25 protein-coding genes and 1 pseudogene are annotated in these 25,725 nt (G+C 61.7%); 18 read left to right on the forward strand and 8 right to left on the reverse strand.

The features are described from left to right. Positions 1-717 precede the first annotated feature (717 nt). The 6 genes from E3T28_RS15100 to E3T28_RS15125 form a co-directional block, all read right to left on the reverse strand. Positions 718-1,635 carry an SDR family oxidoreductase gene (locus tag E3T28_RS15100; protein WP_241979385.1) on the reverse strand — a complete coding sequence of 306 codons (918 nt, stop codon included), beginning with the start codon at positions 1,633-1,635 and terminating at the stop codon, positions 718-720. Positions 1,636-1,726: 91 nt separating this feature from the next. Further along, on the reverse strand, positions 1,727-2,347 hold the full coding sequence (locus E3T28_RS15105; RefSeq protein WP_134432835.1) for a hypothetical protein: 621 nt from the start codon (positions 2,345-2,347) through the stop codon (positions 1,727-1,729). Then, positions 2,344-2,925 carry a DUF6286 domain-containing protein gene (locus E3T28_RS15110; protein WP_134432837.1) on the reverse strand — a complete coding sequence of 194 codons (582 nt, stop codon included), beginning with the start codon at positions 2,923-2,925 and terminating at the stop codon, positions 2,344-2,346. Before E3T28_RS15110 ends, E3T28_RS15105 begins: the two co-directional genes overlap by 4 nt. After that, entirely contained in the window at positions 2,922-3,221 is a 300-nt protein-coding gene (locus E3T28_RS15115; RefSeq protein WP_241979386.1) for a hypothetical protein, read from the reverse strand. Before E3T28_RS15115 ends, E3T28_RS15110 begins: the two co-directional genes overlap by 4 nt. Positions 3,222-3,319: 98 nt before the next feature. Then, positions 3,320-3,514 (reverse strand): DUF2273 domain-containing protein, encoded by a 195-nt coding sequence (locus E3T28_RS15120; protein WP_241979387.1) that lies wholly within the window; start codon positions 3,512-3,514, stop codon positions 3,320-3,322. Then, positions 3,511-3,948: an Asp23/Gls24 family envelope stress response protein gene (locus E3T28_RS15125; RefSeq protein ID WP_134432841.1), complete on the reverse strand. Its 438-nt coding sequence runs from the start codon at positions 3,946-3,948 to the stop codon at positions 3,511-3,513. The genes E3T28_RS15120 and E3T28_RS15125 overlap by 4 nt, the downstream gene beginning before the upstream one ends. A 172-nt stretch (positions 3,949-4,120) precedes the next feature. Here E3T28_RS15125 and E3T28_RS15130 point away from each other — a divergent pair, with 172 nt between their 5' ends. From E3T28_RS15130 to E3T28_RS15160, 8 genes are all read left to right on the forward strand, one after another. Beyond that, positions 4,121-4,636: an RNA polymerase sigma factor gene (locus E3T28_RS15130; RefSeq protein ID WP_241979388.1), complete on the forward strand. Its 516-nt coding sequence runs from the start codon at positions 4,121-4,123 to the stop codon at positions 4,634-4,636. A gap of 38 nt (positions 4,637-4,674) precedes the next feature. Further along, positions 4,675-5,274: an Asp23/Gls24 family envelope stress response protein gene (locus E3T28_RS15135; protein WP_241979389.1), complete on the forward strand. Its 600-nt coding sequence runs from the start codon at positions 4,675-4,677 to the stop codon at positions 5,272-5,274. Then, the gene (locus E3T28_RS15140) at positions 5,271-5,600 is read left to right on the forward strand and encodes a hypothetical protein (RefSeq protein ID WP_134432847.1); all 330 of its coding nucleotides are present in this window, start codon (positions 5,271-5,273) and stop codon (positions 5,598-5,600) included. The genes E3T28_RS15135 and E3T28_RS15140 overlap by 4 nt, the downstream gene beginning before the upstream one ends. Positions 5,601-6,300: 700 nt before the next feature. Beyond that, on the forward strand, positions 6,301-7,713 hold the full coding sequence (locus tag E3T28_RS15145; protein ID WP_134432849.1) for a ParB/RepB/Spo0J family partition protein: 1,413 nt from the start codon (positions 6,301-6,303) through the stop codon (positions 7,711-7,713). A gap of 531 nt (positions 7,714-8,244) precedes the next feature. Continuing rightward, entirely contained in the window at positions 8,245-9,165 is a 921-nt protein-coding gene (gene dprA / locus E3T28_RS15150; protein WP_134432851.1) for a DNA-processing protein DprA, read from the forward strand. A gap of 346 nt (positions 9,166-9,511) precedes the next feature. Beyond that, complete coding sequence (locus E3T28_RS17000) at positions 9,512-9,664, forward strand: hypothetical protein (RefSeq protein WP_166787058.1); 153 nt, start codon at positions 9,512-9,514, stop codon at positions 9,662-9,664. Positions 9,665-9,682: 18 nt separating this feature from the next. Beyond that, a complete protein-coding gene (locus E3T28_RS15155; RefSeq protein WP_134432853.1) occupies positions 9,683-10,612 on the forward strand; it encodes a DUF3560 domain-containing protein in 930 nt (309 codons plus the stop codon). Between the two features lie 379 nt (positions 10,613-10,991). Further along, a complete protein-coding gene (locus tag E3T28_RS15160) occupies positions 10,992-11,411 on the forward strand; it encodes a DUF3846 domain-containing protein (protein WP_134432855.1) in 420 nt (139 codons plus the stop codon). A 211-nt stretch (positions 11,412-11,622) separates the two neighbouring features. Here E3T28_RS15160 and E3T28_RS15165 read toward each other — a convergent pair whose 3' ends face one another. Next, positions 11,623-12,489, reverse strand: a complete 867-nt coding sequence (locus tag E3T28_RS15165) for a coiled-coil domain-containing protein (RefSeq protein WP_134432857.1) — start codon at positions 12,487-12,489, stop codon at positions 11,623-11,625. Positions 12,490-13,373: 884 nt separating this feature from the next. Between E3T28_RS15165 and E3T28_RS15170 the strand changes: the two genes are divergently transcribed. The 9 genes from E3T28_RS15170 to E3T28_RS15220 all read left to right on the forward strand — a co-directional run bounded on the left by E3T28_RS15170 (position 13,374) and on the right by E3T28_RS15220 (position 23,691). Continuing rightward, entirely contained in the window at positions 13,374-14,027 is a 654-nt protein-coding gene (locus E3T28_RS15170) for a ParA family protein (RefSeq protein ID WP_134432859.1), read from the forward strand. Between the two features lie 484 nt (positions 14,028-14,511). Then, positions 14,512-14,949, forward strand: coding sequence for a hypothetical protein (locus E3T28_RS15180; RefSeq protein ID WP_134367334.1), 438 nt, complete (start codon positions 14,512-14,514; stop codon positions 14,947-14,949). Then, positions 14,950-15,336 carry a hypothetical protein gene (locus E3T28_RS15185; protein WP_134432863.1) on the forward strand — a complete coding sequence of 129 codons (387 nt, stop codon included), beginning with the start codon at positions 14,950-14,952 and terminating at the stop codon, positions 15,334-15,336. Positions 15,337-15,368: 32 nt separating this feature from the next. Continuing rightward, positions 15,369-18,272: a class I SAM-dependent DNA methyltransferase gene (locus tag E3T28_RS15190; protein ID WP_338145408.1), complete on the forward strand. Its 2,904-nt coding sequence runs from the start codon at positions 15,369-15,371 to the stop codon at positions 18,270-18,272. A 39-nt stretch (positions 18,273-18,311) separates the two neighbouring features. Continuing rightward, positions 18,312-18,971 (forward strand): hypothetical protein, encoded by a 660-nt coding sequence (locus tag E3T28_RS15195; protein ID WP_134432865.1) that lies wholly within the window; start codon positions 18,312-18,314, stop codon positions 18,969-18,971. Positions 18,972-19,075: 104 nt separating this feature from the next. Further along, entirely contained in the window at positions 19,076-20,320 is a 1,245-nt protein-coding gene (locus E3T28_RS15200) for an IS256 family transposase (protein ID WP_134432867.1), read from the forward strand. A gap of 133 nt (positions 20,321-20,453) precedes the next feature. Further along, a complete protein-coding gene (locus E3T28_RS15205) occupies positions 20,454-20,750 on the forward strand; it encodes a hypothetical protein (protein WP_134432869.1) in 297 nt (98 codons plus the stop codon). A 962-nt stretch (positions 20,751-21,712) separates the two neighbouring features. Next, the gene (locus E3T28_RS15215) at positions 21,713-22,288 is read left to right on the forward strand and encodes a hypothetical protein (protein ID WP_134432871.1); all 576 of its coding nucleotides are present in this window, start codon (positions 21,713-21,715) and stop codon (positions 22,286-22,288) included. Further along, positions 22,285-23,691: a hypothetical protein gene (locus tag E3T28_RS15220; RefSeq protein WP_134432873.1), complete on the forward strand. Its 1,407-nt coding sequence runs from the start codon at positions 22,285-22,287 to the stop codon at positions 23,689-23,691. Before E3T28_RS15215 ends, E3T28_RS15220 begins: the two co-directional genes overlap by 4 nt. 139 nt (positions 23,692-23,830) lie before the next feature. On the opposite strand, the pseudogene E3T28_RS15225 reads toward E3T28_RS15220, so the two are convergent. Further along, a pseudogene (locus E3T28_RS15225) lies at positions 23,831-24,224 on the reverse strand (helix-turn-helix domain-containing protein); the annotation flags it as partial. Positions 24,225-24,680: 456 nt separating this feature from the next. Between E3T28_RS15225 and E3T28_RS15230 the strand changes: the two are divergent. Continuing rightward, positions 24,681-24,887: a hypothetical protein gene (locus E3T28_RS15230; RefSeq protein ID WP_134432875.1), complete on the forward strand. Its 207-nt coding sequence runs from the start codon at positions 24,681-24,683 to the stop codon at positions 24,885-24,887. The last annotated feature ends 838 nt before the right edge of the window (positions 24,888-25,725 follow it).

Consider the following 25,725-nt stretch of genomic DNA (forward strand, 5'->3'; position numbering starts at 1 on the left):
CTCGGCTTCGCGGTAGGTCCTGTGCGGTAGCGGCGTGTTCGCGGTATCGAGCATGGGCGTTTGCAACTCTCAGAATGGTGAGTGTTGCGACGATCGCTAGAACCCAAGGAGTGCAACCGTTTGTGGGGAAATTGGTCCACTTTTGTGCACGTTTAAGTGACCGAGGCGACGTTGGCTATGTGCTGCTTCTAGATCGCCCACTGGGTGTGAGGGTTCTCTGTGGGCACTGTGTGGTGCGGCCGTTCCGGCCTGTGGACATTCATGTCTCTCCGACGACGACCTCGTGCGTTCACTCGCTGCACTTGACGCATACATAGTGCGGTATTGGCATGGCACCCATTTCTGTTTGCTTGAGCTTTGCTATGACTTAGGGGTTCCGGTGGTCGCACCCATGGTTGGGCACTGGCTCGACCAGCACGACGAACCGGGCGCGGTCGCCGGTTTCGATCCCGGCTCGATCGAATCGCTGGCGGCTACGATTTCGCAGATACTCCCTCACCGGGGAAACATTCCACGGGGCGCAATCAAGGCACAGCGCCGCGCGCGGCGCAATGCCGAACGCGCTGCTATCGCAACTGCACACGCTCATGTGTACGAATCAGCCTTCGCAGCTGCCGCGCTTGCGCACATTGGCGTAGTCCGTGAGGCGGTGCCACCGCGGCGACCTGATGGAGACCGTGGTCATTACGGATGCTGTTCCTAAAAAATGGTGATCTACTACTGCTGGACACTGGTTACTGGAGCGATCAGGTGTGGGCTGATGCACTCGAACGAGATGGGCACTACGGCACCTGAAATGTAGGACGCTTCGGGTGAGGCTAAAAAAACGTAGGCGGCGGCGAGTTCGGCTGGTTGTACTGCCTGGCCCAGCGTGGTGTCCTGACCGAAGGTGGATAGCGTGTCCGACCATGAAGCTGCGGGGCGAAGCGGCGCCCAGGATGGCCCGGGCGCGACTGCGTTAACCCGCACCCCGGCTGGGCCTAATTGTTGGGCGAGCGCCTGCGTGAACGCGACGAGAGCGGCTTTGGTCATGGCGTAGTCGATCAACGCCTGTGCGGGGCCCGATGCCGGGATTGATGACGTGGAGATGATCGATGCTCCCGGCCAGAGGTGCGGGATGGCGGCGCGCGCGATCCACAGAGTTGCATAAAGATTGGTTTTGAATACCCGGTCGAACTTTGCCCGGGACAGGTTTCCTGAACCGTTCCGATTTTTTTGGTAGGCGGCGTTGAGCACCAGGATATCCAAGCCGCCGAGGGTTGCCACAGTATCCGCTACGAGATCGACGCAATAAGTTTCTTCGCGAATGTCACCCGGTATGAGCAAGACAGTGCGGCCGGCGGCCCGGATCTGTTCTGCCGTGAATTCAGCATCCGTCTGTTCGTCAGGCAAGTAGGAAATCGCAATATCAGCACCATCTTTGGCGTAGGCGATGGCCACGGCCCGGCCGATGCCGGAGTCGCCGCCGGTGATGAGTGCCCGTCTCCCGAGGAGCTTGCTGGTGCCACGGTAGGTGTCTTCCCCACGATCCGGGTGGGGCTTAATTGCCTCGGTCAGGCTGGGTAGACTCCGTTCCTGTTTGGGGTAACCGCCGGTGATGTACTTGGTCCCTGGGTTGTCGTTGTAGTTCGTCAAGTCGTGACTCCCTATCAAGAATCGGTGGATGTTGCCGGTTGAGATAGCACGGTTGACCGCAGCCAGATGACTTCTAGGAGCCGGTGAGTTATCAGCGGATGCGGGTGGCCTTGGTCGTTCGCGCGCGGAAGCCGCCGCTGATCTGCACGAGGGCGGGGAGTTGTAGGCCGAGGAGATTATCGAAGGAAAAGAGCACCTCGTTGACAATTTGGCTGGCTTCCCGAGGTGAGATGCCTCGGCGGCAGGTGATGGCCACTTTCAGTGCTGACTGGTTTTTGACGCGGTAGGTGGAGACGTGGGAGGCAACGAGTTCCGGTCGGTTTGTGAGAGCTTCTTCGATGGCGTGCTCGGCCACTTTCGACTCGATGACAACTGCGCCACTGTTGGTTTTTCCGTTCAGCGTGACGAGTCGGCTAGTGCGGCCGTGGCCTTGACGCAGGCTGAAGGTGACCAGCACCGCGATGAGCAGTGCTCCAGCGGCGAGAGCGATGAACCATAACCAGCTGCCGTTGACCGGGACCAGGAATTCGGGAAAGGCGGTGGCCTGAAGCAACTGGGTTGCCCTATCGATGCCGACACGAGTTGCGTTCGTCCAGCTGTCGCGGACAAGTGGAATAAGTGCCACCAGGGCCAGGGTCGCCCCACCGGTCAGGACGAGGAGTCCGACCAGGAAAACAAAGATGCGGTTGAGGATGCGATTGGTGGAGTTCATCCGCCCACCCTCCCCGTGGAGTCAACAACGACCTTCGCGTGTAGGGAACGCAGCAACCCAAAAGCATCAATCTGTTCGCGCACGGCCGTGAGCACCGCCTGCTGATCGATCGCTGTTCCAGAGGTAGGAGTGAGGTGCACGGTGGCGCTACGGGGGGTCACAGTGGCACGCGCGTTGTCTGGGGCCAACTCAGCGACGCGGGCCGCTTCACGAGCCAGCGCGGATGCGATCACCTCGTTGTCGACGATCGTCGCGGCCCGTTCGGTCTCGAGCAGATGGCGAGAGCGCCGGCCAGGAGTAACGGCCACGACAAGGAGAAGCAGCCCGATGAGGGCTCCGGTGAGGCCGAGCCCGCCCACGAAAACGGGCGGTTCAGAGGAAACGCCCGCAACCGCACCCGCCATATCCGCGGGGGCCGCAAGGAGCCCCGGCTGGCCGAGCAGGTTCAACACGATCTCGATCATGAGCCAGAGGCAAGCGAAGATTACCAGGATCGCGAGAATGATCGCTGCAACCGAACGCGACGAGTAAAGCTCGCGCCGGCTGATCCGTTGGTAGGTGGAACGATACTTGGTCATTGAACGCGGCTCTCTGGTCGAATGTCGGCACCGGTGAGCCGCACGGTCACTCGCGACAGGGTAGAACCGGTCAACTCGCGCACCCGGTAATGAATGTGCTGTCTGGCGTGTTCGGCCCGCTCCAGAATCGTGCCCCCGGTGCGAGTCACGATGGAGGGATCCCTGTGCACACGGGTGAGCGCAACGACTCGGATGGGGGCGCTGACCGTGAGGGCGAGGTTGCCCTGATCATCGGTGATCGCGGCACTCACCGCCGAAGGGTCAACGCCCAGAGCGTCCGCCGCGACCGCGGACACTAGCCGATTCAAAGCCCGGGGCGAGATGGTGGTCCGGCCGTTTTTGAGTGCCGCCGGAGACAGCATTTGACGGGTCGCTGTTTCGGAACTGAGGGTTGTCATGACGACGAACGCTTGCCCCGGAATGCGTCAACTAGGTTCGAAACGCTCAGCTTTCCGTCCATAATCCGCCCGACGATCGCGCCGACCGCCATGGCCGCGGCCACGAACACGAATGGCCAAAAGCCAAGGACCAGCCATGTCAGAGCAAGCACGGTTCCGAACACGGCCCCCGTTTTCGCCAAGGTGCTCACTGAACCCGAGCCTCGGACTTCTCGTCCTTGTCGTCGGTCGGCAGGTACACGTCGGTGATGTTCACGTTCACCTCGGTGACCTCCATCCCAATCAGGTCTTCGATTACACGGATCACGGCAGACCGCACCCGCTCGGCCACATCCTGCAGGGCCACGGGGTACTCCGCGACAATGGTGACGTCGGCCGCGACCTGAGTTTCTCCGACCTCCACTTTGATGCCCTGGCTCACGTCCGAGGTGTTCAGGGCATCGCGGATGGCACCGAGCGCCCGGGCGGCGCCGCCGCCAAGGGCGTGCACACCACTGACCTCACGGGCTGCAATGCCGGCGATCTTTGCCACCACAGCGTCGTTGATGACGGTCTTGCCGCGGCCGGGGGTCGCCGAGTTGGAGTTCGGTGCGGTGGAAAGAGTAGGTGTGGTGAGATCTGCCATGGGAGGCTCCTTGTTTGTGTCCCCTGAACGGGGCGTATTTGCAGTAGTTACTAATTAGTCGTAGGCCACGCCGCGTTCGTCACACCCGGTGCTACAGTTCCCAGCGAATTGAGGGGCAACCATTCCAGATAGTGAGAGCAGGGCACTGCTGGCCCACGCTGACGACCGCACCTTGGTGGACCGCGCCGTTGATGGAGACGTTCGAGCATTCGAAGTGCTTGTGCGGCGGTACGGCCCGTTGGTACGCGCCCACGCGACCCGCATCCTGGGCAGCAGCCACGATGCAGACGATGTCGTGCAGGACACGTTCATCACGGCATGGGCAAAGCTATCGACCTTAAAAGATTCTGCGCTGGTAAAAAGTTGGCTGATGCGCATCGCCAGCCACAAGAGCATCGATCGAATCCGCGCACGGCGGCAGCACTCCAACCTCGACGACGTCGACGTGCCTGCATCGGAGAACCATTCACCGACGCAAATAGTGGAGGCACTGTCGCGTAGCGAGGCACTCTCCCAAGTCTTGTCAGCCCTTCCGGAGGATCAACGACGATGCTGGGAGCTGAAAGAGTTCGGGGACTACCATTACGCAGAGATCGCCGAGGAACTCGACTTGCCGGTCTCGACTGCGCGCGGTCTCCTGGCTCGTGCCCGCAAAACTCTGATTCGTGAAATGGAGGCCTGGCGATGATTTCATCCGACACGCCTGAGTCCGCCGCACCCTGGTACGTGTCCGACGACGAGCCTGACCAGCTTGACGGCCACACCATCGAGCAACTCAGCGATTATCTCGACCGAAGCAAGTTGCCCGCCGATCCCTCGATCGACCACTCGCCGGCCTGCCAGATAGCGCTCGCCTCGTTGGAGCGCCTTCATGGGGCGATGAGTTCGATGGTCCAGGATGAGGCGGATCGCGCGCCGAGTCGCGACGATAGCTGGGTCACCACCATCTTGGAAGGAATCGTGCGTGACTCCCGGTCCGGTCGCGACATTCCCATCTCGCATCCGGCGCCGACAGCCCGACTCGCAATCACTGAGGGAGCTGTCCGTGGACTCCTTCGCGCGGCAGGCGATACCGTCGATAACCTCATCGTGGGTCGATGCCGGCTCGACGGGGAAATCACTACCCTGGGAGCTCCGATCACGGTCACGATCGACGCAAGCGTCTACAAGGGTGAGAACATTCCCGTCCTTGCCGACAAGTTGCGGGACACTCTCTTCGGCGCGCTACGCACCCACACCGAGCTCGCCATCGTGGGCATCGACGTAATCATTCGTGACATCTACCTCACGAAGCCTGAGTTCAGCGACGAAGAAGCAACACCATGACGGATGCCGCCGAGCTCGCAGAGAAGCTCGAAGCCATCGTTAGGTCCGTCCCGGGGGTGACCGTCTTGTACCCGACCACGCCGATCGTCGTCACGATTGTCGGGTCTGTTGTCGACGCCCTTACGCAGCGGGCAAAGGCACCGAAACTAGTTACCGTGACGACGGGAGAGGCCAAACTGAGCGTGACCGCGAGAATCGGTGTCGCCTACGCAGCGTCACCCGCCGAGGTGTGCCGACGCGTGTATGACACAATCGCCGCAAATCCCGCCGCTTTGGCGCTTGCCCCCATCAACACCATCTCTGTCACGGTTGTCAGCATCGGATAGAAACACGGCCATTTTCCGCCAAGCGTGACGAAACGGCCGGTAACCGGAGGCAAGGCCACCCAAAGCTCGCCGACAGTTCGGCTCGTGTCCTGTCGGAGCGCGAAGTCGAAACGCTCGGCTAGGAAACGCTCTCTCTGCCGCGGTCGCGCCCAGCGCATTGAAAAAGCGGTCAACCGGTGCGGGCTTTTTAAAACAGACCGCGGGCTTGTCCATAGTGAGATGGACCGCGGCGTTGTCGTGGGGAGCAATCTGCTGAGCCCACTCTGGGTGCGCAACGGCTGCCGCCGTCAGCACCTCCATCGACGCGCTGTGCTGCATCAGTGCGGCTTGTGCGACTTCAGGCACAGCATCCAGTTCCAATACGGACACAAGGTCCGGAGAAGGTCGTACATCGCCGCAGCGAGTTGGCGTTCGTCGGCATCGGACGATGTTGCGAGGGCATGCAGTTCCTCAGCTGTTCGGTGAATGTCAGATCTCCAAGACGGGCCATGGCCTCTCCGCTACGGGTTGGTAGTGTTCTTGCGTTTTTTATCTGTCTGGCCGTTTCACCGTAGTTCGCTTTCGTGCCTGCGTTTTGGGCTTTCGCGGCATATCCTCGCTGCGCTGTGGTATTCCACGACCCTGCACTTCGGCACTCCCGCTCTCAATCGATTTCTCTTGCCAGACAGGCAAAAAAATCAGTTGATGGAGAGAGAACCCAATGACTAACACCACCGCCACCGTCACTGTAGGCACCATCGAGCACATTGACCCCAACCTCATCGTCGTGGAAGCGAACGTGCGCTCCGAGGCTGCGCTGGGCCGCGATTTCGTGGCCAGCATCAAGGCAAACGGTGTTCTGACGCCGATCCTCGCCCGCCGCGACGACCAGGGCAACATCATCGTCCGTGCTGGTCAGCGCCGCACCCTCGCCGCCCGGGAGGCCGGACTGGTGACCATTCCGGCGTACATCGTCGAGTCTGACGAAACGACTGTCGAGCGAATCGTGCAGCAGATGGCCGAGAACGACCACCGTGAAGCCGTCACCGACGCCGACCGGGTGGCCGCGTTCCAGCAGCTCGCGTTCGAGGGTCTGACCCCCGCCGTGATCGCCAAGCGACTGGGCAGCAAGCCTGCCACAGTCAAGGCCGGAATCGCTGTCGCCGAGAACGCCGTCGCAGCATCCGCCATCCTCAGCCACTCCCTCACTCTTGACCAGGCGGCCACACTGATCGAGTTCGAAGGTGACGACGAAACCGTGTCCGGGCTCATCGACATAGCAACTACCGCCCCGGAGAAGTTCGCCCACGCAGCACAACGCGCCCGCGACGAGGCCCGCATCGAATCGATCAAGGCGACCGCGACCGCTGACCTGATCGAGCGCGGCTACGAAATCCTTGATCGCGACCGTGGATCCTACGAAACCGACTACGTCAGCATCAGCTACCTGAGCACCGCAGCCGACGAACAGGTCGCTGTGGAGCACCTCACCGATGCGGTGGGCCGGGCCGCGTACGTGTACGCCTACGCCAGCAGCGACACAGCCTTCGTGCGCTACTACCTGAAAGACCCCAAGGCTGCCGGATTCCACAAGTCCAGCGGAAGCGGAGCCACCAGCGGCCCCATGACCGACGACGAAAAGGCCGAACGCAAAACCCTCATCGCCAATAACAAGGCGTGGGCCAGCGCCGAGGTCGTGCGCCGCGAATGGCTGGCCGAGTTCCTCAGCCGCAAGACCCTCCCCAAGGACGCAGCCAAAGCCATCGCACTAGGCCTGACCGTGCACCACGCAGTTGTCGGCAAAGCCCTCCAGAACGGCAACGTCCTCGCCCACACCCTCCTCGGATTGGAGCGAGCTAACTTCTGGTCCGCTGACACGCTCTCCGCACTGGTGGAGCACTCTCCCACCAAGGCGCAGCACGTCACGCTGACCATCGTGCTGGCAGGCATCGAGGACAGCACCAGCAAGGAAACGTGGCTCTACCCGGACGCCCACAGCGCCCGCTACTTCGAGCAGTTGGCCGCATGGGGCTACAACCTCAGCGAGGTCGAGCAGATCGTCATCGACACAGCCGCCGAGAAGGCAGCAACCAAGACAGCCGAGGCCAACGCCGCCACGCTCACACAGGACTAACCTCACCCCAAGCCCCGGCGTGACAGTCCCGCACTGTCACGCCGGGGCTTCCTGTTCCCAGACCCAGACCCAGGCACGGAAGACAGAGCCTAAAAAACGACCAGGCACCCGTCCCTTCGGGCCGTCAAGGAACAGCGGCGCAGCCGCCGTACCCATCCCCCAGGGGAGCCGCTACGCGGCACGGAGATATCAGAGTGATATCACTCTGAAACCACGACGGCTACGCCGCCACGAACCCCTAAGAGGAGCCGCTGCGCGGCACGGAGATATCAGAGTGGTATCACTCTGAAAGCACGACGGCCAAGCCGTCAGAAGCGATATGGAGCCGCTGTGCGGCACTGATTGCCGGGCATTTTTTGTCCTTTCTGGCGGTTCACCGTAGTTCCCTCCGTGCCTGCGTTACCCGCAGTGCCGGACGCGCCCTGCGGGCTTATTTCGCCCGGCACTGCGGGCACTTCGGCACTCCCGGTCGGTCTCGATTTCTCTTGCCAGACAGGCCAAAAAAACAGTTGTCCACGAGGAAGAGAACCCATGAACACGCTCGCCAGCATCAGCACCCACGTTCCCACCATCCAGCGATTCACGACCGACGCAGCTGCGCGCGGAATCTGGACCATCATCAGCGAGCCCGGAGACAGGGACACCGGCACCCTCATCGCCGCACTCGGCGCGGAAGAAGCCCTGAACGTGGTCCTGCACGGCACCGGCGACGCGGCAGGACTCGACCTGGCCACACTCCGCGCGCGCACCCGGCCTCGCGCCACCGGGGGCAACATTGCCGCAGCTTTCGCGGCCGCAGACACCGGGTCGGCAGAACTCATCACCCCCGACCACCCGCACTGGCCCGCAGGTTTCAACGACCTCGGGACCGCCGCCCCCTACGCGCTCTGGGTCCGAGGTACCACCGAGATCCTGGCCGACCCCCTGAACACAGCCGTCGTCGGGGCTCGAGCCTCCTCCGGGTACGGCGAACACGTCACCATGGAGATCACCGCGGGCCTGGTCAGCCGAGGCCACGTGATCATTTCCGGTGCAGCGTACGGGGTAGACGGAATGGCTCACCGGGCAGCGCTGGCTAACGGCGGGCGCACCGTCGCGTACCTGGCAGGCGGACTCGACCGGTACTACCCCATGGGCCACGACGCTCTGCTCACCCGGATTGCTGAGACGGGCGCGGTTGCCTCCGAAATCAGCTTGGGCCAGAGCCCCACCCGGTACCGGTTCCTGATGCGAAACCGGTTGATCGCGGCCGCCGCCCGCGCAACTGTCGTCACAGAAGCTGGCTACCGATCGGGATCGTTGAACATCGCAACCCACGCCTTCACAATCGCCCGCCCCGTGGGCGCCGTCCCCGGCCCGGTCACGTCCCCGACCAGTGCCGGATGCCACCGCCTGATCCGCGAATTCGGTGCACAGCTCGTCACGAACGCTGAGGACGCCGCCGCACTCTAGACCGGGCAGCCGGCCAGCCGGCCAGCTCCCGAGCTGGCCGGCGAGGGGGAGGAATCCCCCTCGCACTCCCCTACAGCGGAATATCAGAGTGATATCACTCTGAAACTGCGACGGCGAAGCCGTCAGAAGCGATATGGAGCCGCGGTGCGGCACTGATTGCCGGGCATTTTGTCCTATCTGGCCAATCATCGTAGCTCCCTTGCGTGCCTGCGTCACCCGCAGTGCCGGACGCGCCCTGCGGGCTTATTTCGCCCGGCACTGCGGGCACTTCGGCACTCCCGGTCGCTCTCGATTTCTTTTGCCAGACAGGCCAAAAAAACAGTTGTTCACGAAGAGAAGAGATCCCATGGCTGAGTCCGATTACCGGTACGAGAACACCTACCCGAGGGAGTGCTACGCGGACGGGTGCGCCTGCAGCGGGTGCACCTCGGAAGGGGTTGTGGACACCCAGCCCGGAGAAACCTGCACCGCGACCCGCTACGCCGACAGCTTCGCCTAATCGAGGGACAAAAAAATCATGCTCACCATCACCCACAGCCACGCCGCCGGAACCATGATCGACGGCACCGGTAAAGGCGACGGAACCGCCGACGTTCTCAAGAGCGTTGGTTGGCGTTGGGGGCGCAGCATCAGCGCCTGGTTCGTCCCCCAGTCCCGCGACCGCCTCCCCCAGCTCCACACCATCACCCGCACCCAGGAGGCCTTGGAAGCGGCCGGATTCCAGGTCGAAACCGACATCGACAGCACGCGACGCACGACCGCCGTCGTCGAAGCCGGAAAGATCGGACGTCAGGCCGACCGGGTCGACGCCCTGGCCGCCACAGCCGACCGCAAGGCAACCGCCGAGGATGCCGCGTGGATCCGCGCCCGGACCGCGCTGGACCGCCTGCCCGAAGGAGGAGAACCGATCAAGATTGGCCACCACTCCGAAGGCCGCCACCGCAACGCGATCGCCACAGCAGATAACGCCATGCGCAAATCAGTTGAAGCCAGCACGGACTCCACCCACGCCCAGGCACGAGCCAACGCCGCCACCCACACCACCGACGCCCGCTACCGGCCCGTCACCGTGGCCAACCGCATCGACACCTTGGGGGCTGAGCTGCGCAAGCTAGAACGGCGCATCGCCCCGTGCTACGACGACGCACAAGGCTACGTCGACGCCACCGACGCCCAGAAGCAGGCCCGAGCAGACCACCTCGCACCGAACCTCGCCGAGAATCGCGACCAGATCGCGTACTGGGAAGCCGTGCGCGCCGCCCAGATCGAGAGCGGCACGGCCACCGGTTACGACCGCACCAACGTCAAGAAGGGTGACCGGGTGAAGATCCGCGGCCAGTGGCGCGACGTCGTCCGCGCCAACCCCAAGACCGTCAGCGTCAGCACCGGGTACACGTGGACCGATACCGCCCCGTATGCGGAGATCCAGCAGCACCAGCGGCCCTAATAGCCGCCGCGTAGGCCGGCCCACCCCGGGGCCGGCCGCCGTGAGGGGGACGTTGCCCCCTCACACTCCCCCCACCACGTGACCCCGGCCCGGAGGCCGGACCCACACGGAGCCGGCTGCGCCGGCCTGACTCTTTCAAAACATTTTTTCCCTTGGTGGCCAATCATCGTAGTTCGCTTGCGTGCCTGCGTCACCCGCACTCTCGCACGCGGTCGCAGGCTCCCTTATTTCGCACGAGAGTGAGGGCACTCCGGCACTCCCGCTCTCAATCGATTTCTCTTGCCACCAAGGGCAGAAAAACGGTGGACGACAACACAACCACTGCCCACGAGAGAGCTCGGGACCCCGCGCACCTCACCAACCTTGGAGAGAGAACCCCATGACCACCAGCATCCGCAGCGTCAAGATCAACCCGACCGAAACCATCACCACCCTGGACGTGAACGAGGCCAGCATCGGGGCGGACATCGGCGCCGCCATCGGCTGCCGGATGTTCGACGTCGTCGGCCTGGAGGACGAGATCGACCTCTTCGTCGATGATGAAGGACTCATCAACGGGTCAACCCTGAACCTGCCCGCGACCGTGCTCGCCCACCGACTCGGCTCCCGCACGGTCATCTTCGGCACCGCCATCGCCGTCAGCGTCACCGGAGACGGTGAAACCGTCGGCCTCACCGACGCACAGCTCGCCCGAATCCAAGAGTCTCTCGCGCAGAAGCCCGACGCCCGGACCGTCGACACCCTCGTTGAGAGCCTGTCCCCGTTCCCCACCGTGGTGAGTATGCTCCGCAACATCTAGCAGCGACTCACCGGCTGGCCCTGACGGGCCAGCCGGTGAGGGGCAACCCCGCGCTACTCCCCCACCGGCGCGGCCACCGAACGCACGGATACGAACTCGAGTGCGTAACACCGGCCTGCGGCCGGCGGCGAGGGGCGAGTCCCCTCGCGCTCCCCCACCACGGCAGCTCGTGGTTCGCCCGGGCTCGTCGACCTGATGAGGGCGGAGAGGTTTACTGCTTCGAGGCTGGTTTCCTGGTTGTGGGCGCGGTGGTTCGTGCTTCGGCGGTGTCGGCGCGGGTGCGCTGTTCGCGGGCGTCTTGGCGTGCCTCGGCTAGTTCGGTGCGGATCTGCTCGTACTGCTGGTCCTGGCTGGTGCGGAGGTCAACGACCCGCTGATCCCCGTGGACCCGCTCCCGGTCAGCGTCAGCCCGAGCCGCGTCCCGCTCCACACTCACCGTCGCCACCGTGCCGCGCAGAGCACTGACCTCTTCGCGCAACGTTTCACGCTCGGTGCGGAGCTGGTCCACCTGCTCTCGGGCAACGACCAGGTCAGCCTCGGCCCGCTTGGCCCGCTCCGCTTCCTCGTCAGCGCGGGCGACCGCGCCCCGGGCCCGCTCGTCCGCTTCCGCCCGCGCCATGACCGCAGCCTCCGCACGGGCTGTCGCCTCGGTGCGGGCTTGCTCGGTCTCGGTCAAACGCGCCTGGACGCCGGCCAGCTGCTCCCGGAGCTCGACCAGCTCCGCCTGCGCCGCCAAGTCCCGGGCCTCCCCCGCACTCCGGGTCGCGGCCAACTCGACCGTGACCTGCTCCAGCACCAGGGCCTGTTCGGCCAGCTGTTCGTGGGTCTCGGCCAGGGCTGCCTGCTGCTGCTCGGCCAGCTCGGAAGCCTCGACGGCGGCCGCGTCGGCCTCGACCCGCTCCGCTTCCGCCTTCCGCTGTGCCTGCTCTGCCCGCGTCGCCCGCGCCAACGCCGACGCGACCTGCTCGGCTGCCTCGGTCGTGACCGATTCGATCTGGGCCTCGGCCGCGTCGGGATCCGCGACCGTGCGGAGCTCCTCGACCAGCGCATTCAGCTGGGCGCCGAGGTGCTCGACCATCCCCGCGACCTGACCCCGGATCTCACTCGCACGCTGCCTCGCCGCATCAACCGGACGCTTCTCGTCCTCGAGGCCCCGCGCCGGCTCCGCACTCAACCGGCGGCGCGCACGCCACGCAGCGGCCCGGTTGTGGCCCTCGTCATTGCAATACTCCGGCGGCCGCCCCGTCCCAGCCTCCGCAGCCACAGCAGGCCGCTCACACCCCGGGAACCGACACGTACGCTGCTCCACCTGCACCAGATCACTCATAACGTCACACTAACAGAACTAAAAACAAAACACGTAACAAAATAACGAAATACGAAATACGAAAGCAATGCTGGAAGAGGTGGCTCTCACACTCACCGTCCGTCCCGGACGGTGAGTGTGAGGACTCATCTCTATGTCAGTAATGCGTGGACACTGCTCATCTCGATGTCAGGGTTGGCGCGGGCGACGCCTGTGGCCGGGGCAACCGCCGGTTGTGTCCTCCACCTGGTCCACGTCCACCTGGGCACTCCCCCGCCTCGCGGCCGGCGGTGCCATGGTGGGTACTCATCCACCGCAGCTGGTTGCGTGCTGGAGTATCTGACTTCGTGACTTCGTGACTTCGTGACTCTGCAACTCTGTAACTTCCGAACTCTGTAACGTCCTAACTCCGCTATGTCCGGCCCCTATACATGTTCGGCGGGAACTTCCTCAGATATTGACTTCGTAAGTCTGTATCTTCGTGAGTCTGTTATGTCGGAAGTTCGTTACTCCGGAAGTTTGTAAGTGCAACACGCGCAAGCTGAATGAGTCTGTAGGTTCCGGACTCTGGTACTTTCGAACTAACAGACTTAGTAACAACCGAACTTCGTAACTTACGGAATCTGGAACTTACAGAGTTACAGACTGGAGATCGAATGCGCATTGTCTCAATAGCCAACCAAAAAGGCGGCGCCGGCAAGACAACAACAGTAATGAACCTCGCGAGCGTCTGCGCTGAGAACTCCCGGGTCTTGGTTGTCGACGTGGACCCGCAGGGATCATCCGCGTGGTGGGCCGACAGGGCGGGGGACAGCCTTCCGTTCGATGTCGCCGACGACACTGACCCGAGAAATCTCGCCCGGCTGCGTGAGCTGCCCTACGACGTTGTCTTCGTGGATACCCCAGGTTCTCTTGAAGGCCGAGACGTGCTCTCTACGGTTCTTGGGGAGTCCGACTTTGTTATCCTGCCCACTGAGCCATCTCCGCTCGCTTTTGCTCCGCTGACGGCAACGATTAATGAGGTCGTCCTGCCGGCAGGGGTGAACTATCGGGTTCTGGTCAATCGGGTCGACCCGCGCGTTCCGTCGGACCTGGTTGATGCCCAGGGGCTGTTGGATGGAGCTGGCTTTGCCCGATTCGAAGCGGCAATTCGCGACTACAAGATCCACAAGATGGCTCCCATTGAGGGCCGTGTTGTAACCCAATACGCAGACGGTGACTCCAGAATCGCCAGCAAGGCGCGCGAGGACTACCGACGAGTTGCCCTCGAGCTCGTTTCCTACTGGGCCAACACCAAGGGAGGCAAGTGATGGCGAGGACGAAACTCACCCAGCTGCTTGGCGATCCAAAACCGGAAGCGGTACAGGCAGTCGTTCAGGTGCCCGTTCCGACTGAACCGACACCAGCACCGGCAACAGAACCCGAGCCTGTTCCTACTCCTGCGCGGGCGACCCGTGTGGTAACTAAGCAGAAAGAACCAACCGGGGCGTCTGACGTCGGGGGAGGCGCCCACTATCTTTCCTTCGTTCGGAAAGAGACACGCCTGCGCGGCGATCAGATGGATGCCCTCGCGGCCAAGGCTCGCCAAATCAACCGCAACAAGACAGACGGCGGGGAGCGCATCACAGACAACACGCTCATTCGCATAGCCGTAGACCTGCTGTTGGCCAGGGCCGACAAGCTCGCTGGAAGCACTGAGGATCAACTTCGCAACTCTGTAAGTTCGTAACTTCGTAGGCCGGCATCAATCTCCCAGCCCTTCAATCAGATGTTTATCTGATGTACTGTGTCGATATGAGTACTGCGACTTTCACTGACCTTCTGCGCAAGCCCAAGGAGGTTCTGGCCCACATCGACGAGGGCCAGGTTCGGATCACGCGCCGTGACGGTGACGATCTCGTGATCCTTCGCGGTCACGATCTCGATGTCCTCGAGAACGGTGTAGCGCTCTCGAGTCGTCTGATCCGTGCGATCGGCCGGAACAAGGGCGACGTCGCGGCGGCGCTGACCGACCTGTTCGCGTGGACGGGGGAGTTCACCCCGGGGGAGCTGAGCGCGTACGCGGCCGAGATCGAGCAGCTGCTCTATGCCGCCAGTGAGCTGGGAACGTTTGAGCGGCTGCTGCGCGCGCAGCAGGAGTGGAAGGAAACGGCCCTGGCTTACGCGATGGGTATGCGACCTGTCGAGCCCATCGAGCTGCCGGCTGCTCCTGTCCGCGTTAATCGCCCGTAGATGGCGGGGAAACGCGGCACCCCGGTTCCGCGACCTGTAAAAGGCACCGAGTACGAAATCTTCTTTGGCAGTGTCGGTGCCGAACGCGGGTGGACTGATCTGAAGTCCACCGCGAAGAATGCCCTGGCGGACGCCTTCGACTATCTCACCGCACATCCCGCGAAGTACGACCCTGATCGCTGCTACAGACTGCGAGGAGATCTCGAGACAGTCCTTATCGACGGTGTAGCCCTCCCGCAGTGGCAGTACAAAGTGACCGATGGTGCTCGCCTCTGGTACGCCGTCGATGAGCCCAACGTCAAGGCGAAGAAGCCAGGACGCGTGTACACCACGAAAGCGGCCACCGGACACCCCAATGAAACGGACTCGAAGAAGAACTTCCGATAGCGGTCCAAGAAGCCCCACAACCAGCGGTCCGGATGCTGCGCCGAGATTCGGTTTTGGCCTGGGCTTGGGTACTGACAACCTGTCCGGCAGGGGCGAGGGGACACGGTACGGTCGTCATAAATGCTGAAACGACCAGGGACTATTATTCGCGGAACCGGTCGGCAAAAAGAAAGGTCGGTGTCGGGGTGGCGACAAGGTCTCTGAACGAGATTCGCAAGCGTGCGGGGAAGTTCGTGTCCGAGTGGAAGGATGAACCAGGCGAGGAGCGGCAGCAGGCGCAGTCGTTCGTCCGTGACCTCCTCGGCGTGTACGGCATCACGGAGACGAAAGCCGCCTCCTACGAACGGCGGGCGAAGAGGTCCTCGACTGGTAACGGCGGTTACATCGACGCTCTTGTCCCTGGTCTGTGTCTCGTGGAGATGAAGTCCGCCGGCAAGAACCTCGAGGAAGCTGAACGGCAAGCGTTGGACTACATCGACGATCTCACCGACGCGGAAGCCCCACGGTGGGTAATCACGAGCGACTTCCGGCAGTTTCGAATCCTCGACCTTCACGATCGGACAGAGGGTGCTGTCCAGGAGTTTGCGTTGACCGGCCTGCCAGTGAAGGCGGAAGCCCTGGCGTTCCTCGCCGGTTACCAAACTCGTTCGTTCGGATCCGTGGAGCAAGAGGCCGCATCTATCAAGGCGGCGCGCGTCATGGCCTCTCTGTACGAGACGCTTGAGAAATCCGGCTACCCCGACCATGAGGCGTCAGTCTTCCTCGTCCGGATACTGTTCTGCATGTATGCCGACGACTCGGGTCTCTGGGATCGCGACCTGTTCACGGAATTCATCGAGGACCGGACTAGGGACGACGGCTCCGACCTCGGCCCGCAGATTGCGATGTTCTTCCAAGTGCTTAATCAGAAGATCAAACCTGGGCATCTCGATGAAGCTCTGCAGAAACTTCCGTATGCCAACGGCGGCGTTTTCGCGGAGACCATCAGCATCCCTGCGTTCGACTCCGAGATGCGTTCCAAGCTCCTCGACGCGTGCCGGTTCAACTGGGCTGACATCAGCCCGGCTATCTTCGGGTCGTTGTTCCAGGCAGTGAAGGACAAGAAATCTCGACGCCAGCTTGGTGAGCATTACACGACCGAGACGAACATCCTCAAGACCCTCGGCCCACTATTCCTCGACGACCTCAAAACCCGATTCGCAGATGAGCAGCACAGCGTCCAGGGGCTGAAGAAATTTCGTGCCCACCTCGGTCAGATACGCCTTATCGACCCAGCAGCGGGATGCGGAAACTTCCTCCTTCTGAGCTACCGGGAGCTCCGAGCGCTCGATCTCGCTGTCCTCATTCGTCTCCGGGAACTGGGCGACACCACCGAAGTTCCGACGATGTTTTTCACCCGCGACGACCTCGTCGTCCGGCCAGAGCATTTCTTCGGAATTGAAATCGAGGAATGGCCGGCCCGAATCGCTTCGACCGCGCTGCACCTCGCTGACCATCAAGCGAACCAGGCGATGTCCCTTGAGCTCGGCATGGCGCCGGATTCCCTTCCGCTTGGCACTATTGACACAATCCACGTTGGCAACGCGCTTCGTACGAACTGGCGGGACATTCTTAATCCGACTGTGAACACAATCGTCGTCGGCAACCCGCCGTTCAAGGGACACCGCGGACGAGAAGCGGAGCAGGCCGCTGACCTCCGTACAGTCTGGGGTCGTGAAGATATTGGACGACTCGACTACGTCACCGCCTGGTACCGAAAGGCCGTCGAGTTCTTCGACGGAGTTCCGGGCGGACGGTTCGCATTTGTGTCCACCAACTCCATCACGCAGGGTGAACCCGTTCCCACTCTCTTCGGGCCAGTGTTTGCGGCCGGGTGGCGTATCCGGTACGCCCACCGCACTTTTGGCTGGTCGTCAGAAGCGCCCGGGGCGGCAAACGTGCATTGTGTTGTCATTGGTTTTGACAGGGGCGGCCGGGCAGCGCCCGCTCCGACGCTGTTCTTCTACGACACCCTCCGCGGCGCTCCTACGGCGAAGACCGTGGATCGCATCAACGCGTACCTCATCGATGGTCCGAATATCCTCGTTGCCCAACGTCGAACGGTCCTCGCACCCGACTTGCCGCCGGTCACCATGGGGAGCATGCCTCGTGATGGTAAGAACCTCATCGTAGAGAAAGAAGACTATGCCGAGGTCACCGCCGACCCCGTCGCAGCGAAGTACCTTCACCGATACATGATGGGGGAAGAATTCATAAATGGTGAGGATCGTTGGTGCCTCTGGATGACCGACCTTGACCCGGCGGATGTCGATAGGTCTCCGGTGCTGCGGAAACGCCTCGAGGGAGTTCGAGCGATGCGTCTTGCGTCCAAGGCGCCCTCCACTCGAAAAATGGCGGAGACCCCTCACTTGTTTGGGCAGCGATCGCAGCCGGAGACCTCGTATCTCGGGATTCCGAAGGTGTTCTCCGAACGACGGCGCTGGGCCACTGCGGCGCGGATGCCCGCGGACGTAATTGCTGGCGACAAGGTCTACAAAGTGGACGACCCGGACGGATTTGCCTTCGCCGTGATGTCTTCTAGCATGTTCATCACCTGGCAGAAGTCAGTCGGCGGCAGGTGGAAATCGGACCCGTCGTTTTCTAACACCCTTGTCTGGAACACGCTCCCACTGCCGAAGATCACCGACGTGTTACGACAAGCTGTGATCGAGGCTGGGCAGAAGGTCCTCGACGCGAGGGACCTCCATCCGGGGCGCTCGCTCGAAGACCTGTACAACCCGCTTGCGATGGACCCCGTGCTCGTGTCCTCGCACAACGCGCTCGATAGGGTCCTCGACAAGGCGTTCGGCGCCCGGCGGGCCTTGGTGACGGAAGCGGACCGACAGCGAGTGCTGTTTCAGCGGTACGAAGAGATGATGACTGCCGGGCAACTCTGACCCAGCCCGGTACAGACGGTTTCATGAAAGCTGCACGTCATGGTTGATGCCATTTTTCGAATGCGGTTCATCGTCCCGCAGTTGTGGATCGGATTAGATGCCGTAGGGGCCAACTTTGAACTGAACTGGGATGGCTCATTGGTTCGAGTTAATCTCCCCAGTGACGCGGAGTCGTTTTCTGATCTGCCAGAAAACTATCCACAAAATCCCTTACCGTCGCTCGTTGGGAGCGGGCCAGTGTTCGCAGACCCTGACCGTGATGAACGCACGGCGGCGTTGGTCCTTTTCGAGGTGACCGTTGAAACGACGACGGCGTTTCCGATGCCGAAACCAGATGACCTGACGGACGAGCTACGCACCATCGCTGACAACGACATCAATGCAACGCGGCCAATAGCTGAGGCGGTGGCCGGTTTGTTTCTTCGGCATCTTCGCGCTGCAGCGCCAGCACAGTCCTGGTTGGGATTGTCCACTCACGCGCCAGCGCAGTATGGGATCGCGCAACTCGAGTACCGCGAAACCGGCGAACGCATCTTGGGATACGGCCCGGCACAGTCGGTGACAATGCGATCGTCGCGCATTCGGCTCGACGTCGGCAGCATCGAGTCGATAATGGATGACGTTTCAGCACGGCAAGAACCGAGCATTGCTGACTCGTTGCTCGCTGATGCCTGGCACCTCTCGGTTACGTCCCCGTGAGTGGTGTGGTTTCCCGCTCTTGAGCGTTGCTTCGTCAACGTGAAGAGCCACCGTGGGATGGTCAGTGAGTACCGACTAAAGCAACTCACAAAGGACACCACACGATGGCTCTAGACCAGTCTGCCCTGCTCGACCTGCTGGGAGAACTCAAACTCACCGATGTCACCGACCGAATCCGCGTCGCGACCGAAACCCTGTATCAAGAACTGATCGATGCGGAAGCGACCGTATTCATCCGTGCCGCCCCATTCGAACGCTCCGGCGACCGCACCACCCACCGCAACGGCACCCGATCCCGGACGCTGAGCACCACGGCCGGGGACCTCGACCTGAAGATCCCGAAGCTGCGCGCCGGGTCGTTCTTTCCCGCTCTGCTCGAGCGGCGCCGCCGCGTTGATCAAGCCCTGTTCGCCGTCGTGATGGAGGCTTATGTCCACGGCGTCTCAACCCGCAAAGTCGACGACCTCGTCAAAGCCCTCGGAGCTGACACCGGGATCTCGAAGTCGGAGGTGTCCCGGATCTGCGCGGGCCTGGACGCCGAAGTGGCCGAGTTCCGCGACCGCACCCTCGCCGCGCAGGACTTCCCCTACGTGTTCCTTGACGCGACCTACTGCAAGGCCCGCGTCGGCCACCGCATCGTGTCCCAGGCCATCGTCGTCGCGGTCGGCGTGGCTGCCGACGGGCGCCGGGAAGTCCTCGGTTTCGACGTTGGCGACAGCGAGAACGAGGGCTTCTGGACGTCGTTCCTGCGGTCGTTGAAGACTCGCGGCCTCGACGGGGTCAAGCTGGTCATGTCTGACGCTCACACCGGCCTGAAGAAGGCCATCGGGACCGTGTTCCAGGGCGCCGGTTGGCAGCGCTGCCGGGTGCACTTCATGCGCAACGTCCTCGCCGTGGTCCCGAAGGGATCCCAGGAGATGGTCGCCTCGATCATCCGCACCATCTTCGCCCAACCCGACCGCGAGCACATCGAGAAACAGTTCCGCGAGGTGACCACGATGCTCTCCCGCTCGCACCCGAAGGTCGCCGCGATGCTCGTCGACGCGCAACCCGACCTCCTCGCCTTCGCCGGGTTTCCGCGGCGACACTGGCGCCAGATCTGGTCCACGAACCCGCTCGAACGGGTGAACAAGGAGATCAAACGCCGCACCGACGTCGTCGGCGTGTTCCCCAACGCTGCAGCCCTGTTGCGCCTGGCCGGGTCGGTGCTGATCGAGCAGCACGACGAGTGGGAGGCCGGCGAACGCCGCTACTTCTCCGAGGCATCCATGCTCGAGCTGGCCACCATGAACAACCCCATCGAGGTCATCGACGAGGCGGTGATCCTCCCAGAACTCGCCGCCGCCTAAACTAAAACAGCTGACCTGCATGGTGTTGAGAAATTCCACCACTCAGCGGGACGTGACCCACCTCTCTGACGCACAGTCGGCAAACGACCAAGACCGGGCCACTCTGGTCGCGGCAACAGCGTGTGAGGTGAAGGTGAAGGAAATCATTCAGGATCGAGTTCCCCTGAGCGGGAAAGCGATGGCAAGGATGATCCTGAGTCGGCGGTCGAACCTTCCCGAGCTGCTTGACGAAGTGCTTCTTGCAACGCTGGGCGTGACATTGAAAAAGGCGAACGTCAACTTGTTTCAGGCGGTTAGCGCGTTGTCGACTCAACGGAATGCGATTGTGCACGGCGGTCGCCGCAATACAAAAGCCACTCAATCGCCTCTGCCTGCGCAGGTTGGGTCGAGTCTGTTCGAGTGGCTTGAGCAGCTTCCCAAACGCGAGTAAGCACTGCGGCACTGGACGGCCCGGGTTTTGCTGGTTCGCAGCCATAGGCGATCGTAATCGTGAAGGTCGGGTCGTCGCCCCCACAGAATCCGGCGGGAGTAATTTTGCTGATGCTCGGTTCCGGAATCATTCGTTGCCGGGGGAGTGCCGCCGAACTTACGTCTCAGGTTGCACGGCGATCACTCGAATTTGGGGTACACCCCAACTAGGCGTCAGCCGACGGTGAGTATTAGCGCTTCTGGGGGCCACCGATATTGCCTTTGGGGGCCACCGGGCGGTGTGGCCAGTAGCGCGCTCGGGAGCCACCGAATATTCGTGTTGGAGGCCATCTGCTTACCTCCTTCCGGACAGAGCTCGCAGAGGCCTGGAGGCTGGCCCGCGGCAAGCCCTCCGGGGCCGCGAAGTTCTTGAATGAACAAGAATGACGTGTTGTCGCTGTTAGTGATCGATGAGTGGCTCCTGTACGAGCCCGACGACAGCGCCAGGAACTTACTGTTGGTACTCCTCAAGCGGCGTTGTGACCGGCCATCAACGTCGTCCCAAACCCAACACTTGCGACGGGTTGGCACCAGTGCCTCGGCTCCAGGGTTCACGCCGACGCGATCATGGACAGATTCGTGCACACGCCACCATTGGGTCGAAACCTGCGGCCACTGCACGAGAGAACACACGGCCGGCCAGGTCACGGCATAGGCCCGCGCATGGTTAGGCGTTGCTGGCCCCCGACCGCGCGACTGCGTGGCGCCCAAAGGCAATACCGGTGGCCCCCGAAGGCAATATTCATTGGCCCCCAAGCCAGCAAATACTCAACGGTGTCCACCGCCTTCCAGATAGGGTCGAATTCTCGTGGGTGACAGCCCTAACAGCCGGTTCTTAGATCCAAACCTGACAGAAACCCAGTGCCGGAACGGGGGGTGCGGCGGCACGCTGGACAGTCCTAAAGCGCACCTAAGGTAGGTGCCATGCCTGCGGAACAAACTCAAGAGCAAGGACGGAAAGGCGTTGCACTCGTGCAGCGATGGTTGGAGTCCACGACCTTCTTGGAGCTCAACTGGAATGTGTACGACAATTCTGCGATGTGTGAAGTCGAGCACCTTGGAGGTGTGAAGTACTTCGACCTTGCAGGCTCGTTCTTGGGCGCAAATCGCAGAGAAGTATTCGTTGAGAACAAGAACTACAGCAGCGACAGCGGCCAATACCCTCACTTTCAGGAATTCTTAGCCATCGCTTATAGCGCGACGGCGAAGGTCAAGAATGCCGGTCGAATGGACCGTGCGACGGAGTTTATTTGGGTGACGACTCACCCGTTCTCGATTAAGCGATGGGCGAGTCTGGCGTCAGAGGCGGAAATTCGACTCGCGCTTGTCGCCAGGCCAGAATTCCTCGGGGACACGGAAGTCGATGAAGACATCGTCCGCGTTGTAGCAGGCAGGATCTGGGTGCTGGTTATGCACGAAAAGCAGATCGATCTCAGCCTCACTCAACAAGAGGTCTGGCAAGTATTGGCGCTTTTGAAGCGAAAGGAAGCCACGCTATGACGTTCGTCGAGGCGCTTGAGACTGCAAAAGACACACGAGATCGAGATGCCTATATCGCGAGGGTCAAGGCTGCTGTCGTCAGAGAACTTTCCGTATTGGACTCATCGGTAGAGATTCACGACACCCACTATTTCAATCACAGTGCGATTCCCGACCTGGTCGTGTCGTGGCCAAAAGAACGTGGCGAGCGGAACATCTACCTTCGACACTCCTATGAGGCGATCGCTGCCTCGCCTTCGGATGCAATTGACAAGACACTCGACCCAGTAGTTCTGTCGCTTGATACGCGACATGTAGCTGACGTCACTCCAGGTATCGACCGTCAACTACAGGCTTCCCCTCGCGCCTTGGTTACGGATCCGGAAGCAATCGACGTTCTACTGAATGACGATCGTCGAGGCTCACCCCTTGCTGGTCTCGTGCGGGCCAATTTTATTCGCGGCGGTAAGGGGCATATAGATCGCCCTCGTGCTGCTTCCTTGGTCGGCCTCAACCCGACGCAATTGGAGGGCGCGAGCGGGGGGAGCTTGGTCGCTGATCTCATTGGGACCAGCTTCTCTGAGGACGCTGCCGCCCGCATTACGCGTACCGCGCAGCTTGTTGCGGTTGCCATGGGGGAATTTCCTGAGCAGGAGTTAGGTGAACCTTCCGCGCTGATCGGCGGGAAGCTGTCGCTTGCCGAGTTGCGACACCTTCTGCCGTGGTTACTCAATCAGCCGAGGGCAATTGCCAATGATCGATTCTGGGCTTATGTCGGCGGCATGATGTCATTCGCGGATCTCGAAAAGATTCGCGAGAACCTTGAAGGAGTGGACGTTTCGCCGCTGATACGAGCCAACGCTCGACGCTGGAGCGCTAAGCGTGCGTACCTCGGCTTGTCTACTCCGGTCGAAGGCGATGAGACGTATCTGTTGCGGTCGAATCATTGGTCCTTTTCCACGGGTGCCCTCGGTATCGACATCGGCGAGAGCCGCCTTTTGCTTGCTGACAACGGCAAACTCATCCATGCACGAGGGGGTAGCTCATCGGCCACTTGGCTTGACATTAAGGATTCGCTTAAAGGCTTGAAGCTGGCCCGTGTTGAACTCCACGGCATCAGACGCTCGGTCACAATCAATGCTGAGCAGAGCGACGACGTCAGTGGAGATGTGGATGAAGTCACCGAGTCCCTCGACGATGACTACTTTGTCGGCGAAGTAGCAGTGCGCTTCTCAGCGCCTGGCGACGAGCCTGGAAGCCGCGACGTCGACGTCCTCTTTGGGAAGAGCCTCGTTTCAGGTTCGAAGGGGGCCGCGTTGGCGGACTTAGTCCATCTCGCGACGAGCGTGTTGAAGTTTCGCGCGCCACTCACCGACGATCAGAGATTGGCACTCATTTCGGGCGTTGGTGAATCGCAGACCTGAGGACATTCCCGGGTCATGGAAGTACTTGACAGCCCCCACGAATTCCAGCCGAGAGCGCAGAATCATGGCCCTTATTGGAACTTGAAGAACATGACTGGTTAGGTGACTTCTGGTGCTCTTTGGTGGCGTTCTGTGGCCCCTATTTGACGCCGTCGCTTGTCAGAGTGTGGTCATCAGATTGGTCTGGGAGTAGCCCCAGGGTGCGCGCTCTGCGGTAGAAGGTAGCTCGGGACATTCCGAGGTCGAGCGCGACCTGGGCCACTGTCTCTCCGCCAACTATGAGTCGGCGGGCGTTGCGGATTTGGCTGTCGGTGATGATCCGTGGGCGACCGCCCAGATCCTTGCCGGCCGCGCGGCGTTCAGCGAACGAGCCGACAACATGCTCTCGCTTGATTTCGTGTTCCATCTGCCCGAGCGCCGCAATGATCGTGAACAGCATGGACCCCATCTGTGTCGCCGTCCACGTCCACGTCGACGTCGCCGCCACCTGGGTGCAGCACTCGGAGGCCTGCACCTCGGCTGCGGAGCATTTCGCCTTCCTGCTCCGTGCGATAGGGATGATAGGTTTGTACTAGGAAAGCACCTCTCAAGATGGTTCGCTCTTCCGAAGTACAGGCCGGTTGGGTCCAAGGCTCGGAATCGCAATCTCAGGCACGTGTCCCTTTTCCGGTTTCCTCTACGTCGGTACTAATCGAGTGCAGTGGGAACGTCCGCAGGGCATTGCTCGCGGAAAAAGAAAAAAGACTTCCCACGGCGCCGTCACGGTGCTGAGGCCTCGCCGACATGGTGAGGAACGGAGTCGTTCCGACCTTTGCGCATGCAGGCGTCAGAGAATCTCAGGGCCGTGCCCCCACCGCGCGAGTTCAGACGGACCTCTGACAAGTTCGCAATAGCGATTCGTCGCATCGGATAGTGCTACAGCTCGGCAGCCCATCCCTTCACGAGATAGATGCTGGACCGGTGAGGGGTTCGCGTCGCCCTTTGGAGACATGGTGCCTGACCTGGCCCCCCATTTCGAACCCTTCTTCGACGGCTTTGTGCAGCTCGCTGCTACCGCCCAAGTTTTGGGCGGCAGCTTCTTTCTGCTCATTGCAGGTGTCGCCCTCGTGGCCATTTTCAGCGACAAGTTCGGTAATCGCGCCCTGAAGGTTTTGCGTACGCTGACGCGAATGAAGCACCCCCCGGGGAACAAGTAGATCGCCGGGCCGTAGACGCGGTCTCATGGAGACGCATGTAACCGAATGGCGTACGGGCCGTGGCGCGCTGACCTGCACGAGAGCGAAAAAATGCCAGTGGTTCGTGATCGCAATCAATCGTTTCAGCCCACAATTCCGGTGAAAACGGGAGTCGTGAGACGCCTTATTTCCCTAGGGTTGTAAGGCATGCCTCCCGCAGGAAGCTGCTCTCGGGCCTCCCGCAGGATGGTCAGCGAACGGTCGCGTCCTGGCCAGAGGCCATCTCGAGGAGGCAGGTCAACGCAGTGAGCGCGGATCAAACCCTATGGCTGTGCGGGGGACCAGGGCAGGGTCAACCATTTCGCCGACATGGTGAACTCGCCAACTACTGTTGGGCACGACCGAAATCCCAGGTCGCCAAACGAGCGTAACGTGCATAGTCGCTGGGGCTGCATCAACAGCGTGGTTGAGGTGTTGGCTAGTCTCGACCAGGCGCACGTATGCGACGTCCGGTGCCCCGATTCCATAAAGCGCAGTCGTACTTATCTTCAGTCCAGCGGCGAAGATTGAACGTGCTCGTGAGAAGTCGCCCCACGAGGTGATGGACTCCGGCGTGACGAACGCTCGTGCAAGCGATGCGCTCTCTTCTGGGTCCACTGTGGAGAGGCCCAAACGGAAGACATCCACGAAGAGCGAGGGATGCCATTCAGGGAGTGACTCATAAGTCACCAATGCATCATCCTCATCGGTCCGGAATTTGTCAAGGTGAATGAGGCCAGCGTGAGTTTAGGCGGCTAGTTTCGGTTCGGCCTCCGCGACTGCGGGTTCGGCGGGTTGGTTGATCCAGGCTGGCCCGGGC

The organism is Cryobacterium sinapicolor, from assembly GCF_004403465.1.
Lineage (GTDB): Bacteria > Actinomycetota > Actinomycetes > Actinomycetales > Microbacteriaceae > Cryobacterium > Cryobacterium sinapicolor.